At 65.1% G+C, this 15,693-nt stretch carries 20 protein-coding genes; 12 read left to right on the forward strand and 8 right to left on the reverse strand.

Going from position 1 to position 15,693, the window contains the following annotated elements; genetic code table 11:
• From CN311_RS29205 to CN311_RS29225, 5 genes are all read left to right on the forward strand, one after another.
• On the forward strand, positions 1–884 hold an 884-nt coding region (locus CN311_RS29205; protein ID WP_245440987.1), incomplete at its 5' end, for a LysR substrate-binding domain-containing protein.
• A gap of 336 nt (positions 885–1,220) precedes the next feature.
• Complete coding sequence (locus CN311_RS29210) at positions 1,221–2,168, forward strand: substrate-binding domain-containing protein (RefSeq protein WP_097577093.1); 948 nt, start codon at positions 1,221–1,223, stop codon at positions 2,166–2,168.
• Between the two features lie 234 nt (positions 2,169–2,402).
• Entirely contained in the window at positions 2,403–3,980 is a 1,578-nt protein-coding gene (locus CN311_RS29215; RefSeq protein ID WP_165779887.1) for a sugar ABC transporter ATP-binding protein, read from the forward strand.
• On the forward strand, positions 3,977–4,993 hold the full coding sequence (locus CN311_RS29220; protein ID WP_097577082.1) for an ABC transporter permease: 1,017 nt from the start codon (positions 3,977–3,979) through the stop codon (positions 4,991–4,993). Before CN311_RS29215 ends, CN311_RS29220 begins: the two co-directional genes overlap by 4 nt.
• 7 nt (positions 4,994–5,000) lie before the next feature.
• Positions 5,001–5,498, forward strand: coding sequence for a GNAT family N-acetyltransferase (locus CN311_RS29225; RefSeq protein ID WP_097577094.1), 498 nt, complete (start codon positions 5,001–5,003; stop codon positions 5,496–5,498).
• Positions 5,499–5,550: 52 nt separating this feature from the next.
• Here CN311_RS29225 and CN311_RS33785 read toward each other — a convergent pair whose 3' ends face one another.
• From CN311_RS33785 to CN311_RS29260, 7 genes are all read right to left on the reverse strand, one after another.
• Positions 5,551–6,243 carry a DUF982 domain-containing protein gene (locus CN311_RS33785; RefSeq protein ID WP_342586713.1) on the reverse strand — a complete coding sequence of 231 codons (693 nt, stop codon included), beginning with the start codon at positions 6,241–6,243 and terminating at the stop codon, positions 5,551–5,553.
• A 324-nt stretch (positions 6,244–6,567) separates the two neighbouring features.
• On the reverse strand, positions 6,568–6,972 hold the full coding sequence (locus CN311_RS29235) for a periplasmic heavy metal sensor (protein WP_097577083.1): 405 nt from the start codon (positions 6,970–6,972) through the stop codon (positions 6,568–6,570).
• Complete coding sequence (locus CN311_RS29240) at positions 6,969–7,433, reverse strand: hypothetical protein (RefSeq protein ID WP_208866600.1); 465 nt, start codon at positions 7,431–7,433, stop codon at positions 6,969–6,971. Before CN311_RS29240 ends, CN311_RS29235 begins: the two co-directional genes overlap by 4 nt.
• Positions 7,430–8,026: an RNA polymerase sigma factor gene (locus CN311_RS29245; protein WP_097577096.1), complete on the reverse strand. Its 597-nt coding sequence runs from the start codon at positions 8,024–8,026 to the stop codon at positions 7,430–7,432. Before CN311_RS29245 ends, CN311_RS29240 begins: the two co-directional genes overlap by 4 nt.
• A 22-nt stretch (positions 8,027–8,048) precedes the next feature.
• The gene (locus CN311_RS29250; protein ID WP_097577084.1) at positions 8,049–8,432 is read right to left on the reverse strand and encodes a hypothetical protein; all 384 of its coding nucleotides are present in this window, start codon (positions 8,430–8,432) and stop codon (positions 8,049–8,051) included.
• Positions 8,433–8,520: 88 nt separating this feature from the next.
• Positions 8,521–8,967, reverse strand: a complete 447-nt coding sequence (locus CN311_RS29255; RefSeq protein WP_097577085.1) for an EF-hand domain-containing protein — start codon at positions 8,965–8,967, stop codon at positions 8,521–8,523.
• A gap of 716 nt (positions 8,968–9,683) precedes the next feature.
• Positions 9,684–9,962, reverse strand: coding sequence for a hypothetical protein (locus CN311_RS29260; protein WP_245440988.1), 279 nt, complete (start codon positions 9,960–9,962; stop codon positions 9,684–9,686).
• 202 nt (positions 9,963–10,164) lie between these two features.
• On the opposite strand from CN311_RS29260, the gene CN311_RS29265 reads away from it, so the two are divergent.
• The 4 genes from CN311_RS29265 to CN311_RS29280 all read left to right on the forward strand — a co-directional run bounded on the left by CN311_RS29265 (position 10,165) and on the right by CN311_RS29280 (position 12,002).
• A complete protein-coding gene (locus CN311_RS29265) occupies positions 10,165–10,431 on the forward strand; it encodes a DUF2285 domain-containing protein (protein ID WP_115504284.1) in 267 nt (88 codons plus the stop codon).
• A gap of 154 nt (positions 10,432–10,585) precedes the next feature.
• Entirely contained in the window at positions 10,586–11,011 is a 426-nt protein-coding gene (locus tag CN311_RS29270; protein ID WP_097577087.1) for an EF-hand domain-containing protein, read from the forward strand.
• 32 nt (positions 11,012–11,043) lie between these two features.
• On the forward strand, positions 11,044–11,466 hold the full coding sequence (locus CN311_RS29275; RefSeq protein WP_097577088.1) for a BA14K family protein: 423 nt from the start codon (positions 11,044–11,046) through the stop codon (positions 11,464–11,466).
• Between the two features lie 65 nt (positions 11,467–11,531).
• On the forward strand, positions 11,532–12,002 hold the full coding sequence (locus CN311_RS29280) for a VOC family protein (RefSeq protein ID WP_097577089.1): 471 nt from the start codon (positions 11,532–11,534) through the stop codon (positions 12,000–12,002).
• Positions 12,003–12,188: 186 nt separating this feature from the next.
• Here the strand turns inward: CN311_RS29280 and CN311_RS32760 are convergent, their stop codons facing one another.
• Positions 12,189–12,452, reverse strand: a complete 264-nt coding sequence (locus CN311_RS32760; protein ID WP_165779888.1) for a hypothetical protein — start codon at positions 12,450–12,452, stop codon at positions 12,189–12,191.
• Between the two features lie 227 nt (positions 12,453–12,679).
• Between CN311_RS32760 and CN311_RS29290 the strand changes: the two genes are divergently transcribed.
• From CN311_RS29290 to CN311_RS29300, 3 genes are all read left to right on the forward strand, one after another.
• The gene (locus CN311_RS29290; protein ID WP_097577098.1) at positions 12,680–13,282 is read left to right on the forward strand and encodes a CDP-alcohol phosphatidyltransferase family protein; all 603 of its coding nucleotides are present in this window, start codon (positions 12,680–12,682) and stop codon (positions 13,280–13,282) included.
• Positions 13,283–13,305: 23 nt separating this feature from the next.
• A complete protein-coding gene (locus CN311_RS29295) occupies positions 13,306–15,090 on the forward strand; it encodes a bifunctional alpha/beta hydrolase/class I SAM-dependent methyltransferase (RefSeq protein WP_165779889.1) in 1,785 nt (594 codons plus the stop codon).
• A gap of 4 nt (positions 15,091–15,094) precedes the next feature.
• A partial coding sequence (locus tag CN311_RS29300; RefSeq protein ID WP_483425992.1) for a phosphatase PAP2 family protein occupies positions 15,095–15,693 on the forward strand: 599 nt, incomplete at its 3' end.

The raw sequence follows: 15,693 nt of genomic DNA on the forward strand, positions 1-15,693 counted from the left end.
ACATCTCGCAATCCTCCATCCTGGCGGCGATCACGCTGGCCGAGGCCGAGATGGCGGCACGCATTTTCGACAGGCGGCCGGCGCGCGGCGTCTCCATCACGCCGGCCGGCCAACGCTTCGTCGCCGCTGCCCGCGTCATGCTGGCGGCGGAAACAGAGTTCAACCGTTCCATCGGCGATCTTAGTGGCCGCGTGCCGAAAGTCCTGCGCATCGGCTGCTTCGAGCCGTTCGGCGCGCTGTTCATGCCGGAGATGCTGCGCAGCTATCTCGACAGCGTCGGCGATGTCGAGATCGACCTGGTAGAGGCCGATCAGGTCCAGTTGCAGGAACGGCTCGTCGCCGGCCAGATCGACCTGGCCATTCTCTACGACATCGGCCCGATCGGCATCGACAGCGTCACCCGCATCTGCAAGGTGCCGGCGCACGCCATGCTCAATGCGGACGACCCGCTCGCCGCGCGCGACGGCATCTGGCTGGCGGAACTGGCGGCACGGCCGCTGGTGCTGCTCGACCTGCCGCACACCGCGACCTATCTCCTGACCCTGTTCGACGTGCTGGCGAAACGGCCGGAGGTGCGCTTTCGCACGCGCTCCTACGAAACCGTCCGCTCGGCCGTCGCCTCGGGCTTCGGCATGGCCATCCTCAACATGCGCCCGATCGGCCGCGCCACCGCCGATGGCGACGAGATCGTCCGCAAGCCGATCTTCGACGAGTTGCCACCGCCGACGCTGATCGTCGCCGACATGTATGGCTCGGCAAAGCCGCTCTTCGTGCGTGTCTTCATCGAGATATTCCACCGCTTTTTCACCGCGGTCGGCCCGGCGGGCTTTTCGGTGACGACACCGGAGCGCGAAGTTTCCCTGCTGGTCGCCAGGAACGGCTGAGGGTGATCCTGCGCCTCGGTCATCATGCTGGCGCGGGACAGGGCCAGGGTGGCAGCCGCGCCCAGCGGCTTCGCCGGCATCGAATCCTGCCGATGGACCTGCTCAACCCGGCCTCGATCGGCAAGGTCGCGCACCCGTTCTTGCGCAAACCTCCGGCCTTGGCTAGCATCCGCCGGCCGGCGCCGAGCGGAGGAGAACGTCGCGGTGGACCGGCTGGAGCGCCGCTGCGTCCCCTTGGGCGCTCACAGGACACTCCATTTTTGAATCGACGCAATGATCTTCCCAAACCGGAACCGGTTTTCGGGGTCATGCGCTCATGTGGAGGAAACGACATTGATCAACAGACGCGAATTCCTGCTGTCTTCCGTAGCTGTCGGCACATTGGCGCTGGCCGCACCTTCGGCCTTCGCCCAGGACAAGCTGACCATTCTGGGCTCGATACCCAATCTCGGCTTCCCGTTCTTCGTGCATATGCTGAACGAGATCAAGGCCGAGGCCGCGGCGCAAGGCGTCAACCTGATCGAGAGCGACGGCCAGAACTCGGCGCCGAAGCAGACCGCCGATATCGAGGCCGCGCTCGTGCAGAAGGTCAACGCCATCGTCATTTCGCCGCTTGATGTCAACGCGCTGGCGCCGGCCATCGAGGAAGCGGTCAAGGCCGGCGTGCCCGTCGTCACCATCGACCGCCGCGTCGACGGCGTCGAGGGTATCCTCGCCCATGTCGGCGCCGACAACACCAAGGGCGGTGAAGCCGAAGCACAGGCCATGGTGGCGGCGTTCCCGAACGGCGCCAAGCTGTTCCATCTGCAGGGCCAGCCCGGTGCCGGCCCCGCGATCGACCGCAACAAGGGCGTGCACAATGTGCTTGATCCGCTGAAGGACAAGTACCAGATCATTTTCGAGCAGACCGCCAACTTCGCCCGCGCCGAGGCGCTCTCGGTCACCGAGGCCGGCCTTGCCGCCAACGGCAAGCCCGACGCCATCATCTGCGCCAATGACGACATGGCGCTCGGCGCGCTCGAAGCCTGCGCCGCGCGCAACTTCACCGACGTCAAGATCTACGGCTTCGACGCGTTGCCCGAGGCGCTGGTCGCCGTGCGCGACGGCAAGCTCGCCGGCACGGTCGAACAGTTCCCCGGCGAGCAGTCGCGCACCGCCGTGCAGATCGCGGTCGCCTATGCCAGGGACAAGACCGAGCCGAAGGAAAAGCTGGTGCTGTTGACGCCGATCGTCATCGGCAAGGACAATCTCGACAAGGCTGAAAGGCTCGGCGAGACGAAGTAGCCGGCCGACGGCAGGCCGCCAATTGGCAACGCCGGCGGGACAGCGCCCCCCTCTGTCCTGCCGGACATCTCCCCCCACACGGGGGCAGATCGGACGTCACTTCGGCCTTCGCCAATCGCCAACCTTGCAGAAGGGCGCTGTCGGCAAAACTGCCAATCTCCCCCTCGTGGGGAGATGTCCGGCAGGACAGAGGGGGCGCTGTCCCGCCATCAATCGCAGAACTGGGAGCAGCCTTTGCCCGCGACCGAAGCCACAGCACCGGCGCCAGATAGCGCCCTCCTCCTCGTCGAGGGCGTCACCAAGCACTTCGCCGGCGTCATGGCTCTCAGCGACGTCTCGCTTGAGGTGCGTCCGGGCGAAATCCTCGGCCTGCTCGGAGAGAACGGCGCCGGCAAGTCGACGCTGCTCAAGATACTGTCCGGCGTTATGCCGCCCACCAGCGGCCGCATCGTCTTCGACGGCGCCGAATTCAACCCGCACAATCCGCAGGATGCCAAGCGCCACGGCATCGTCACCATCTACCAGGAACTGAGCCTGATCCCGACGCTGACCGTGGCGGAGAACATCTTCATCGGCCGCGCCCCGCTCGGACCGCTCGGCCTGGTCAGTTGGCGCAAGATGGAGCAAGACTCGCGCGCGATCATCGCCCGCGTCGGCCTCGACCTCGATCCGGCGACGCCGGTGTCGGCGCTCTCGGTCGCCGAGCAGCAGCTGGTCGAGATCGCGCGCGCGCTGTCGCTGCAAAGCCGTCTCATCATCATGGACGAGCCGACCTCGGCGCTGACCGAAACCGAGGTGCAAAAGCTGATGTCGATCATGGACCGGCTGCGCAGGGACGGCGTTGCCATCATGTTCGTCACCCACCGGCTGGAAGAGGCCTCCGCCATCTGCGACCGCATGACGGTTCTGCGCGACGGCAGGCTGGCCGGCCATCTCGACCGCGAGGGCGGGCCGATCAAGCTGCCGAAAATCATCGAGAAGATGGTCGGCCGCGCCGCCTCCGAACTCTATGCCAGACCGACGCAGCGCGATGTCGCAGGCGATGTCAGGCTCTCCGTGCGCGGCCTGCGCACCGTGCGCGATCCGCAGGCGCCGCATGCCATCGTGCTCGAAGGCGTCGACCTCGACCTCAAGGCGGGCGAGATCCTTGGCGTCGCCGGTCTCGTCGGTTCGGGCCGAACCGAACTGGCCCGCGCCATCTTCGGCGCCGACCGCATCGCCGCCGGCACCATCACCCTCGACGGCAAGCCGATCGCGCCCACCTCGCCAGCCGATGCGATTGCGCTCGGTATCGGCCTGGTGCCGGAAGACCGCAAGCACCAGGCGATCTTTGCAGCACTCGGCATCCTCAACAATTTCTCCATCGCCGCGCTTGGCCGCTACTCCAACGCCGCCGGCTTCATGGCCGAGCGGCGCGAGCGCGAGGCGCTGGCGAGCTACAGGAAGACGCTGTCGATCCGCATGGCCTCGCCCGAGCAGGCGATCGAGGGCCTGTCCGGCGGCAACCAGCAGAAGGTCATCCTTGCCCGCTGGCTGGCGCGCGACCCCAAGGTGCTGATCGTGGATGAACCGACGCGCGGCGTCGATGTCGGCGCCAAGGCCGAGGTGCACCAGATCCTGGTGCAGCTCGCCGCGCGCGGCATCGCCATCATGATGATCTCGTCGGAACTGCCCGAGGTGCTGGCCGTGTCGGACAGGATCGTCACCATGCGGCGCGGTCGCATCACCGGCGAGATGCCCGGCATCGAAGCGACAGAGGAAAAACTGATGGAACTGATGGCGCTCGACCGAAAGCAGGAAGCGACCCCATGAGCAGCACGACTGAACAAGCCCAGCGCGGCGGCATCAATGTGGCGCGGCTGTTGATGAGCTTTGGCCCGCTGATGTTCCTGGCCGTGCTGATCGTCGTCTTCACCGTCCTGAAGCCGAGCTTCATCGACCCCATCAACATCTTCAACATCATGCGGCAGATATCGATCACCGGGCTGATCGCGCTGGGTATGACTTTCGTCATCCTCACCGCCGGCATCGACCTGTCGGTCGGCTCGCTCTTGGCTTTCTGCGGCATGGTGGCGGCCGTCGTGGCCAAGGGCGGCACCGCCAACACGCTGTCGCTGTCGACTTCCGGAACGCAAGGCTATGGCTGGTTCGCGGCGTTGCTCGCCGCCGTCGTCGTCGGCGCGATGGCCGGCGGCGTCCAGGGCTTTGCCATCACCAGGCTCAAAGTCCCGCCCTTCGTCGTCACGCTCGGCGGCCTCACCGTGTTTCGCGGCCTGACTCTGACCATCTCCAACGGTGGTCCCATCTCCGGCTTCGATGCCTCGATGCGCTGGTTCGGCACCGGCCTGATCGGCCCGGTGCCGGTGCCGGCGATCATCTTCGCCATTGCCGCGATCCTGTGCCACATCGTGCTGCGCTACACGCGCTACGGCCGCGCGGTCTACGCCGTCGGCGGCAATGCCGAGGCAGCGCGCCTGTCCGGCCTGCGCGTCGACCGCATCCTGATCTCGGTCTATGTCATCGTCGGCTTCTTCGCCGGCCTTGCGGCTTTTGTGCTGTCGGCGAGGCTGAATTCGTCCGAAGCCGTCGCCGGCATCGGCTACGAGCTGACGGTGATCTCGGCGGTGGTCATCGGCGGCACCTCGCTGTTCGGCGGCATCGGCAGCGTCGGCGGCACGGTGGTGGGCGCGGCATTGATCGGCGTGTTGCAGAACGGCCTGCAGTTCAACAATGTCTCGTCCTACACGCAAAGCATCGTCATCGGCCTGATCCTGATCCTCGCGGTCGCCTTCGATCGCTGGCTGAAGTCGCGCGTGCGGCGGTGAGTTGGCGATGATCCACATCAGAGCCATGACCAAACAGGACGTACCGGCGGTGTCGCGGCTGCTGGACGAGTCCTGGCGTCGGACCTATTCGCCGATCCTGGGCGCCGAGACCACGACACGGCTGTCGGATGACAAGCACGCGCCGGAGCGGCTGGCGGCGGAACTGGCGGATGACAACAAGATGTCGTTCGTGGCGGAGCGGCCGGACGGCTCGATTGCCGGCTACGCGATGGCCAAAATGGATGCAACCGGCGACGTCATGCTCGACCGGCTCCATATCGACAGAAGCGAATTCGGCACCGGCCTCGCCGCCGACCTGCTGCACGCCGTCCTTGCCGCGCATGCGGGCATTCCGAGCATCGCGCTGGAAGTGATCGAGGGCAACGACCGGGCAATCGCCTTCTATGGCAAGCACGGGTTCGAGGTCGTCGAACGCAGGTCGGCCGCGCATGGCGTGGGCGGCCATGCCTCGCTGATCATGCGCAGGCTGCTGCCAAGAGCGTGACACGGGCGGGACACCGTTCCTCGTCCGGCTTCGGCTTTGCAAAGCCGCCCGCTCAGACCGATGCGTTGCCACGTTGAGAAGGTATCGTCCGGCCCGCGATCGTCCCGCTTGCAATGGCCCCATTCGTCTGCGGCACAAGAAGATCGTTGCGGCGGGCAAACGCCAGGAAGGTCGCCCGCGCCGTCTCGGCATCGATCTCTCCGTCCATCGCAGACTGGCAGGCCCTGGCGGCGATGTCGTGAGCGGCCGTCCGGCTCGCCGTCGGCCAGTCGGCCAGCACCGCATGGGCTTGTGCCGCGCTTTCTATTTTCGTCGGCATGCCGAGGCCGCTGAGGATCGTCACCGGCTTTTCAAAAGAAGAACGATCCATGACACTCTCCTTTCGGTGTTCAACTGTCTCCATTCCAAGGTCAAAAGTCGGGCCAAGGTCAAAAGTGGGACCGGTTCCCAGTATCGAGCCGGTATCAATTACAGGGGCCGTACGAATTTCGGGCGCTGCCGACGTCCCGGTGGCCGACGTGGCATCGGGACGCCGGTTCGCCGGAGTTGCCGGCATGCTCGGCCGCGGCAGCGATCGATGTGCCTTGACCAGCGCCTCCAGCCAGGCCACCACGCCGAGAGGTGGACGCTCGCGACCCCAGAGCCAGCTTCTTGCCGTTGCAACCGGATAGCCAACCTCTTCGGCAAAATCTGATTCCGACCACCTCAGCAGGCGCAGGCATTCACGCATGCGCGCCGCAATCATTTGCGCCCCTCCTTGCCGGTTCCCAATCGCTGAGCCGACAGGAACATGAGCGTGTAGGTCGCCTTGCGGCGGTCTCAGCCGGCCGACTCGACACGGCGCGGTTGCAGAGAGAGGGCACGGCATCAACCACATGCGTGGAGACGATGACGGCCGTTCGCCACCAAGGCGATGATCAAACAAAAGATTGAGCGGCGGCACGGTTCGACTTGAAAATCCGCCGCTCCAGGAAGCCTGTCGTGCCGCATGGTTCCATCTTCACGATTGGTTCAACCCGCAAGTTGGACATCGCAACACGTCGACGACGATTGTCCCGCCAGCAAGGCATCAGTTCCCCTCGCCACTCTTTGCCCTGACGGTCTTCAGCGCGGTCAACAGATAGTCCTGCACGGTCGCCTGAAGGTTTGTCGTGGCGGTGCGTACTGCCGCCATCGCGTCCCTCACCGCCGCTTCGTCGAAGGGCGAAGCCTGCTGCGCCGCCGCAAGATTGGCCCGCGCCGCGCGCAGCTCGCGCAGTGCCGAGAATGTGCGCGGTCGGTTCTCGCGCATGATGCTGCGAAACTCCTTCCTCACCTCAGGCGGATAGGTGCCGGCGATCTCGGTCATCAGCAAGCGCCCCGCCGCTCCTTGCCGCAGCCCATGCGCCGCATAACCGATCAGGAAGAAGTTGACGGCGAGCGACAGGCCGAGCAGCACCAGCGTTGCCGTCCAGATCCAGGAACGTTTCGTCAAAGCGAATCCTCCTCTATCGGATCGGCTCCGATGCCTGGCTCGTCCACGATGCCAGGCCCGCCCTCATCGGTCAGACGCGCGCCAGAGGCCAGCGCCAGGAGCTCCGAATCCTGCAGGTCGTCCTGCTGGCGCGCCACCTGGTAGCCCACCACGGTCACCGCCAGGAGCGCGGCCGCCGCGCAGGCTGCCAGCCCCGCCGGCGCCAGGAAGAAACGCGGCACGACGGATGACCGTGTCCTGTCGCTGTCGATGCGGGCCAGCACCTTGCGCGCCAGCGCCTGGTCGTCGCCATCGACCAGCGACGCCTCGAGCACGAGACGGTCGAGCGCGGTGTCGGGATCGTCGTCGAGCCCCGCCTCATCCACCATGAAGGCCCGCGCCTGCTGCCGCAAGGGAGCCGGCCATGTCTCGACGGTGTCGCCGAAACGGCGCTTGTTTCGTTCGAACTCGTCGCGCGTCATGAGGACTTCCTTTCACGGCCCGCGGCCGCCATTGCCAGATGATCCCGCAGCGCCCGCCGCCCGCGCACAAGCAATTGCTCGGCCGATCCGGCGCTGCCGCCCATAACCTCGGCGATTGCCGCGATGTCGAGGTCGCCGACGGCCCTGAGCAGCACGGCCATGCGTTGCCGTTCCGGCAGGCGCGACAGCCCATCGCGCACGATCGCCAACTCCTGCCGCGCCGCGGTCGTCGCTTCGGCATCGGCTTCCAGCGAGGGCACCTCGTCCCTGACATCGTCGAGCCAAATGAAGCTGCGCAGCGCCCGCCGCCGGCGCTGGTCGATGCAGCGATTGGCGGTGATCCTGTAGAGCCAGGTCGAGGCACGCCCCCGGGCGGGATCGAACCGCGCGGCCTGCTTCCAGACGGTCACGAACACCTCCTGCACCACATCCTCGGCGTCGCCTTCATTGCCGAGATAGCGGGCGGCAAACACCCGCAGACCCCGGCCGTGGCGAGCGATGAGTTCGGACAGCGCGCCTTGGTTGCCCGCCGCCACACGCGCCAGCAATTCGTCGTCCTCACGGGCCTTCTCATGCTGCACTGCGGCGGGCACCAACTGGCGAAGCTCCTGAACGTCAACGGCGCCAGCGGCGGAATCCGTAGACCGTCTTGCCGTTCGGCCCGGTGAAGCTGCCGGCCGAGCGGCCATGGAACGGCCCACGCGCCGACACGCGCTTTCCGGAGAAGGACTGCCCGTCGCGCCCAGTGCCAGAATAGCTTCTGGAGCAGCGGTCAACAACGCCTGCCACGCATTTGGATGTCGAGGTATAGGTACCGCCATTGGGGCCGGTGCGCGTGGTCGAGCCGGTATAGACGCCGCCATCGCCGGTGACGCTGCGGCTGATTTCGCCGCCATGCGCGGTTGGCCGTTTCCACTCCTCGGCCGCGGCCGGCGTGGCCGTCGATATCATCAGCATCGCGCCGAGACAGACCAGGTGAATCTTCGCTGAAGAAAGCATGTCATACTCCTTGATTTTGCTTGGAAAAGACCAAGGCATTTCGCCGGAAAGGCCGAGCCTTGTCGAACGAAGGTGGTGATGGGGATCGTCAGCCGGCGCGATCGGCGAAGAGCTTGCGGATGGCCGCGATCTCGTCCGCTGAAAGCTTGCCGTCGCCATTGCGGTCGGCGAGGTCGAACAGCGGCGTGCGGCTGCGGAACTCGTCCTCCGAGACCTTGCCGTCGCCATTCGTATCCATGCGCCGCCAGCGCGTGCCGAGCCTGGCCTGCGCGGCGTCGGCGTGGTCCATGATGGCATCGCGCGCGCCTTCGATCTCTTTCTCGTCGATGACGCCGTCGCCATTGCGATCGAGCTTCTTGAAGGCGTGCTCGCGGGCGGCAATCATCTCGTCCTTCGAAACGGCGCCGTCGCCATTGGTGTCGACGCGTTGCAGGATGTGCTTGCCTACGTCTTTGCCCGGTATGTCCTGAGCCTGCGCAGCGCAAAGCGGTGCAAGCCCCAGCAGGAGGGGCACAACAAGTGCCGGACGTTTCATGATGGTGGTCCTTTCGCTGTCATCGGTCGCCCTGTCGTTGGCAACTGCTGACCGATACGCAGGAAGGACTTCGCCCCTACGCTCGCCGGCGAAAAATTCTCGCGCAAGGCGGTCTCGTGCTGACGATCCAACACCGGTTCCGCAAGAATTTCCAGTGGCTGAGGTCTAATCGAACGAGCTGAGTATCTGCAGGATCACCACCAACAGCGCAAAGCCCAGAACAGATGCAAAGACCGCCACCAAGAGGACGACACGTTGCTTCCTGTGCATGGCTTCCCCCCGAAAGCGAGCCCCCCGCAAACACGAGCGCCATTCTCAGAAAGTTGCCGGACGCACTGCTTTGCGCGAAAGGGATCGTTAGCCAGCGTGCTCGCGGTCGAGCGCGGTCACATCATTCATTCGGCCGATGCAGGAACATTAGCCGTGCCTAATAACTATCTCTGAGCAGCGGAATCTTCGGATTCCCTGCGGATCGGGCTGCAACCCGATCGGCCCGCGCCCTCGCCAGAGCGCGGGCCTTCATTTGTTTGCCGATGCACGAAGCGGCGACGGCAGCGTATTGAGCATCCACGGGAGCATCAGTTGCAAACATAGCTGCCGTGGCACCCGGGCAAACGGGCTCGTCATCCCATGGGATGGCGGGCTTCGGCCTGGATTGTCAATTTACGTGGCTTATCGAGGGTGTCAGCCGCTGGACGAGTGGCTCATCCGTGTACCTAGAGGACATGCCCCCATTGCAGCAACAGGAACGCGGCCACACCCGCCACTGCGATGGCGTAGACAGCGTAGAGAATAAGGATCGACACTTCCAGATCATGGAAAAAGCTCATTGCGAGCCTGATCTGTTGAGGTTCAACTTTCTCTACGGTATCGGCTTCCTCAACGGGGTCGGCTGCTTTGACGAGGTCGGCGCCTGGTTGCTCAACCCTGGCAACGGCGAAAGAAATCGTATCGTTCTCGGCTGCTTCCCGTATCCGGTCCTTGACGGCAATCATTGGATCCTCTGCCAGCCGATCTGCCGTCAGCCAGTGTTCAGCAACGCTCCGGACCTCATGTTTACCCATGCTTGGTAATCGCATCGTTAAGATTAGGTTCCACTAAACTACAATTCCGGTTAGTCGGCGTCCTTCGAACACAGGGCGCTGGCTACACTATCGCGTGTCATGATGCCGCCTTGGTCACCGTTGGCAGGTCGCAATGTCAAAGCAGACTCAGATAGCGGACGTGGCGCCGATGTCGTCGGTGCCGACCGTGTATGACGAAGCCTGCAGGCTGACCTATGTTCAGCTGCTCGATGCGTCAGCCGACGGAGCAGACTGGCGTGAGGTTGCCCAGTCCGTTCTGCACATTGACCCGATTCGGGAACCCGAGAGGGCATTCCGGGCCTGGGCAACGCATCTGGCTCGCGCCCGCTGGATGACGACCAACGGCATTCGACATCTTGCCGATGGTGCGCCGCACTAGGTCCTGACTGACACCAAGCCCGCCCCGCCGTCCGGCAGTGCGTTTCATCCGTGAAAAAAAAGCCACGTGGCTGCGTAGGAGCAGGCAAGGTGCTGCGTAGGAGGTCTTGCAAGGGCGCCCATGGCGGGCCGCCCGACCGAGACTGGAGACCAGCATGAAAAAGATCGCCATGGCCTGCGCGGGCCTGCTGCTTGGCGCAAATGGCGCCTTGGCGGCGGACGGGTCCGGAGCAAGGCAATTCTTCCAACGCATCGATACGAACGGAGACCGGATCCTCGAATTCGGTGAGATCAAGGTCGCACGGGCACAGATGTTCGACCGGATGGATGCCAACCACAACGGCCTGCTCGATCCGGGCGAGGTGCGCGACGCCCTGGAGCAGGTGAAATCAAGACGCGATTTCCGCAGCGCGCAGGTCGCGGACTTCAAGACACAGGCCCGCCGCATGGATCGCAACGGCGACGGAAGGATTTCGCGCGACGAGTTTGCCGGCTTCATTCCCGACCGGCTGCTGCAAGCGGACAAGAACGGCGACCGCGCGCTCTCGATCTCCGAATTGCGGGCGCTCAAGCGTCGCTGACCGGCACCCTTCGACATCAAGAGGACAACACGATGAAACAGACAATCACAGCGTTCTGCGCATTGATGCTCGGCGCTTCGGTGCTTGCTTCGCCGGCCGGCGCCTTGCCGATCATGCCCGCTCCCGGCTTGACATCGGCTGCAACCACGCCTGAGCCCATCCGCCACCGGCGCGGCTTCTACGTCGTCGGCGGCGCCTATTACTACAATGGCTACCGAGGCTATGTACGCTTGCGGCCTGGCTATCGCTACTACAATGGCTATTGGTTCCCCGCCGCGGCTTTCGCCACAGGCGTCGCGGTCGCGACCGTCGCTCCGCCGCCGCGCCCCGCGGCCCGGCTGGCCGCCGCCCATGTCCGCTGGTGCTACGACCGCTATGTCTCGTACCGCGCCTGGGACAACAGCTACCAGCCCTATTCCGGCCCTCGCCGACAGTGCTGGTCGCCCTATAGTTGAGTTGGCGGGCGCTGGGTCGGCGACCAGGCGCCCGGCGTCTCGCGTCACTGGAACGAGGCAAGGACATGCTTGGCAACCGCTCCATGCCTGCCTCCACGGTCATACCGGTCCTTTCCTATCCTGACGTTGGCAAAGCCAGCCTTTGGCTTTGCCAAGCCTTTGGTCTCGAATTGCGCCTGCGGATAGCCAACCACCGCGCCCAACTCGGCTTCGGTGAAGGGGCTGTCGTCGTGACGGAACTGAAGGCGGACAAATCGATGGTCCGGGAAGACGCCGAACAGGACAGGCCCCAGCAGTTCGCCGTCATGGTCCGCGTCGAGGATGTGGATGCCCATCACCGGCGCGCAGTGCTGCATGGCGCGGTGATCCTGAGCGAGCCGACCAGCTACCCGTATGGCGAACGCCAATATTCCTGCCGCGACCCTGGCGGCCACGGCTGGACCTTTTCGCAATCGATCGCCGATATCGCACCGGAGGACTGGGACGGCATTGTTGAAGATGTCTCAGGCCATCGGCGCGGCGTCCATTACGATTGAACAGCCTCTAAATCGGTTGTGAACGGGGCTGCCGCGCTCCCAGGCCAGTCCAGTGATACCGGCTCGACACATGAGATGTTTACCACTTCTGCTGCGGCCCCTTGGTTTTTGTATCCATCGCGCTATTCTCCAGATGTAGACCTTGTCTCGCTCGAAGGTGATTGGGAGGTTTCTATGGATCGTCGACTATTTCTGACCGGAATGTTTGGCATTGCAGGGGCTGCCGCTCTCGCGAGCGCGGTTCGGCCGGTCAACGCGGTGGCTGGCGTTCCAGCCGCCGGAAGCGGCATTCTCGATGAACTGGAGGCGCAGGATAATGCGGTCTTCGGGGATGACGACAGCCAAGCGGAACTGGAGCAGGTCCGCCATCGGCACGGGCATTGGCGGCGGCACCGCAGGCGGCGCCGGCGGCGCGTCTGGAGACGGGTCTGCCGTCGCTATTGGCGGCATGGCAGGGTTCGCACCCGGTGCTATCGCCGGCGTGTCTGGGTCTGGTACTGGTCGTAACGATTGCTGGTACTGAAAGCCCCGGTGCCCGCACCGGGGCTTTCCCTCAGCTTCTCCGGCAATGATCCGCGGCGACGTCCCTGGTTTGCGGCTCGCGGCTCTTGCGTCTTTCCCGCCAATTGATCATCCTCGCCCGCGCGCTTCTTGCGCTGTGGCCGGGGGGCTTGCACATGCCGACGCTTTATGCGCTGAAACCGGCCTTCCAGGCCAAGCTGCGGCCGCTTGCCGACCGGCTGGCACGGGCTGGCATCACCGCCAACCAGGTCACCTTTCTCGCCGCCGCCCTGTCGGTCGCCACGGGCCTTGTCGTTGCGAGGTTTGCCGGCCATTCCCCGGTATTCCTGCTGATGCCGGTGGTGCTGTTCGTGCGCATGGCGCTCAACGCCATCGACGGGATGCTCGCGCGGGAGCACGCGCAGGCTTCGAAACTCGGCATGTATCTCAATGAACTCTGCGACATTGTCTCGGACCTGGCTTTGATCCTGGCCTTTGCCGCTGTCTTCCCTGCCTGGGGCGTCGTCGCTTTCGCCATCGCGGGGATCGTCGCCGAATATGCCGGGGTGCTCGGCGTCGCTGCCGGTGCGGGCCGCAACTATGCCGGGCCTTTCGGCAAGAGCGACCGCGCGCTGGCGCTCGGCGTCATCGGCTTCCTCATCGCCTGCGGCCTGTGGGCCGAGGCGCTCACGCCATTTGTGTTTCCGGCCATGGCTACACTGTCGCTGGCGACCGCCATCAACCGGATACGCAGCGGCCTTAGGGGGAGCGGCGGCTGATGACCAGCCTTGAGGGGACCGCCATGCTTCATCAACACAACATCACCGCCGCGCCGGCAGGCCTCGAGCGCGTGGCCGAGGAGCGGACCTTCAGGAGCCATGACGGCACCGAGATCTTCTACCGCTATTGGCCGGCCGTCGGCGAGCCCGCCAAGGGCGCCATCCTTCTGTTCCATCGCGGCCACGAACATGGCGGCCGCATGGCCCATCTGGTCGATGAACTGGCCATGCCCGGCCATGCCTTCTATGCTTGGGATGCGCGCGGCAATGGCCGCTCGGCCGGCGAGCGCGGCTATGCCCCGTCCTTTGCGGCCCTGGTGCGCGACATCGACTGTTTCGTTCGCGAGATCGGAAAGGATGGGTTTGGACAGCGCGACATCGCACTGATCGCACAGTCCTTCGGCGCCGTGCTCACTGCGGCCTGGGTGCACGACTATGCGCCCGATATCCGCGCGCTGGTGGTCGCCTCGCCAGCCTTTTCGGTCAAGCTCTACGTGCCCTTCGCCAAGGAAGGCATTGCGCTCTGGCAGAAGCTCAAGGGCCGCTTCTTCGTCAATTCCTACGTCAAGGCCAAGTTCCTGACGCACGACCCGGAGCGCATCGCCTCGTTCGACGCCGACCCGCTGATCACGCGGCCGATCGCCTCCAACATCCTGGTCGAGCTCTACGGCCACGCCGCCCGCATCGTCGCCGACGCGCGCGCCATCACCGTGCCGACGCAGCTTTTGATTTCCGGAGCCGACTGGGTGGTGCGGCACGGGCCGCAGCACGAGTTCTTCGTCAATCTGGCGAGCCCCGCCAAGGAGCGGCACGTGCTGCCCGGCTTCTTCCACGACACGCTGGGCGAGCGCGACCGGCACCAGGCGCTCGACCTGATCCGGCCGTTCCTCGAAAGACAGTTCGCAGCGCCGGAGAAGCCGGTCGATCTCACCGGCGCCGACCGCGCCGGCTACACGCGCGACGAGGCCGACCGGCTGGCCTCACCGCTGCCGCTGCTGTCGCCCAAGGGCCTCTACTGGGCAATGAGCCGCGCCTCGATCCGCACGGGTGCCCGGCTGTCATCGGGTCTGAAGACCGGGATCGCCACCGGCTTCGATTCCGGCTCGACGCTCGACTATGTCTACGAGAACGTCGCGCGGGGTTACACTCCGCTCGGCCGCATGGTCGACCGCACCTTCCTCGACGCCATCGGCTGGCGCGGCATCCGCCAGCGCAAGCTTCATCTGGAAGAGCTGATCGGCAATGCCGTCACCACGCTGAAGGCCGCCGGCCGGCCGGTGCGCATCGTCGATATCGCCGCTGGCCATGGCCGCTATGTGCTCGACGCCGTCGCCAAATGCACCGAGCAGCCGGCCAGCGTGCGGCTGCAGGATTTCTCCGACCTCAACGTGTCGCTCGGCCAAAAGCTGATCGCCGACCGCAAGCTGCCGGGATCGGTCTCCTTCCATCGGGCCGACGCCTTCGATGCCAGAATGCTTTCAGGGCTCGATCCGGCGCCCGACCTCGCCATCGTCTCCGGGCTTTACGAATTGTTTTCAGACAACGCCATGATCGCCCGTTCGCTCGGCGGGCTGGCCAAGGCGATGCAGCCCGGCGCCCTCCTCATCTACACCAACCAGCCCTGGCATCCGCAGCTCGAAATGATCGCGCGCAGCCTGACCTCGCATCGCGGTGGCCAGGCTTGGGTGATGCGCCGGCGCACGCAGGGCGAGATGGACCAGCTGGTGGCGGCCGCCGGCTTCGAGAAGCTCGACCAGCGCATCGACCAGTGGGGCATCTTCACCGTCTCGGTCGCACGGCGCATCTGAGAACATGGACGAGCCTGCCGCCGACCCAGCCCCTGCCCTGCCCATCCAGGTGCGCGAGCCCTATTCCGGTGTCGTGCTGCGGGCCGCACTTTGGCTCGCCTTTCTGGCGCCGTTCTTCTATTCCACCTACGGCTATGCCAACTGGCTGGCATCGCGGCGCGATCATGTCGGCAGCATCGTCTTCGACTGGGAGCACGGCATCCCGTTCATCGCCTGGACGATCGTGCCCTACTGGTCGATCAATCTGTTCTACGGCCTGTCGCTGCTGCTCAACGATACCAAGAGCGGCGTCGACCGGCTCGCCGGCCGCTACCTCACCGCGCAGATCGTCGCCGTCGCCTGCTTCATCCTGTTTCCGCTGACAGCGACCTTCGTGCGGCCTGGGACCAATGGCCTGCCCGGCTTCATGTTCGCGGTGCTCGGCGGCTTCGACAAGCCGTTCAATCAGGCGCCGTCGCTGCACATCGCGCTGCTGGTTATCATCTGGGACCATTGGCGACAAAAGCTGGACGGCGGCACCCGGATGGCCTGGCACAGCTGGTGTTTCCTGATCGGCGCCTCGGTGCTGACGACCTGGCAGCATCATTTCATCGACATCCCGAC

The sequence above is a fragment of the Mesorhizobium sanjuanii genome (genome assembly GCF_002529485.1).
GTDB classification, from domain to species: domain Bacteria; phylum Pseudomonadota; class Alphaproteobacteria; order Rhizobiales; family Rhizobiaceae; genus Mesorhizobium; species Mesorhizobium sanjuanii.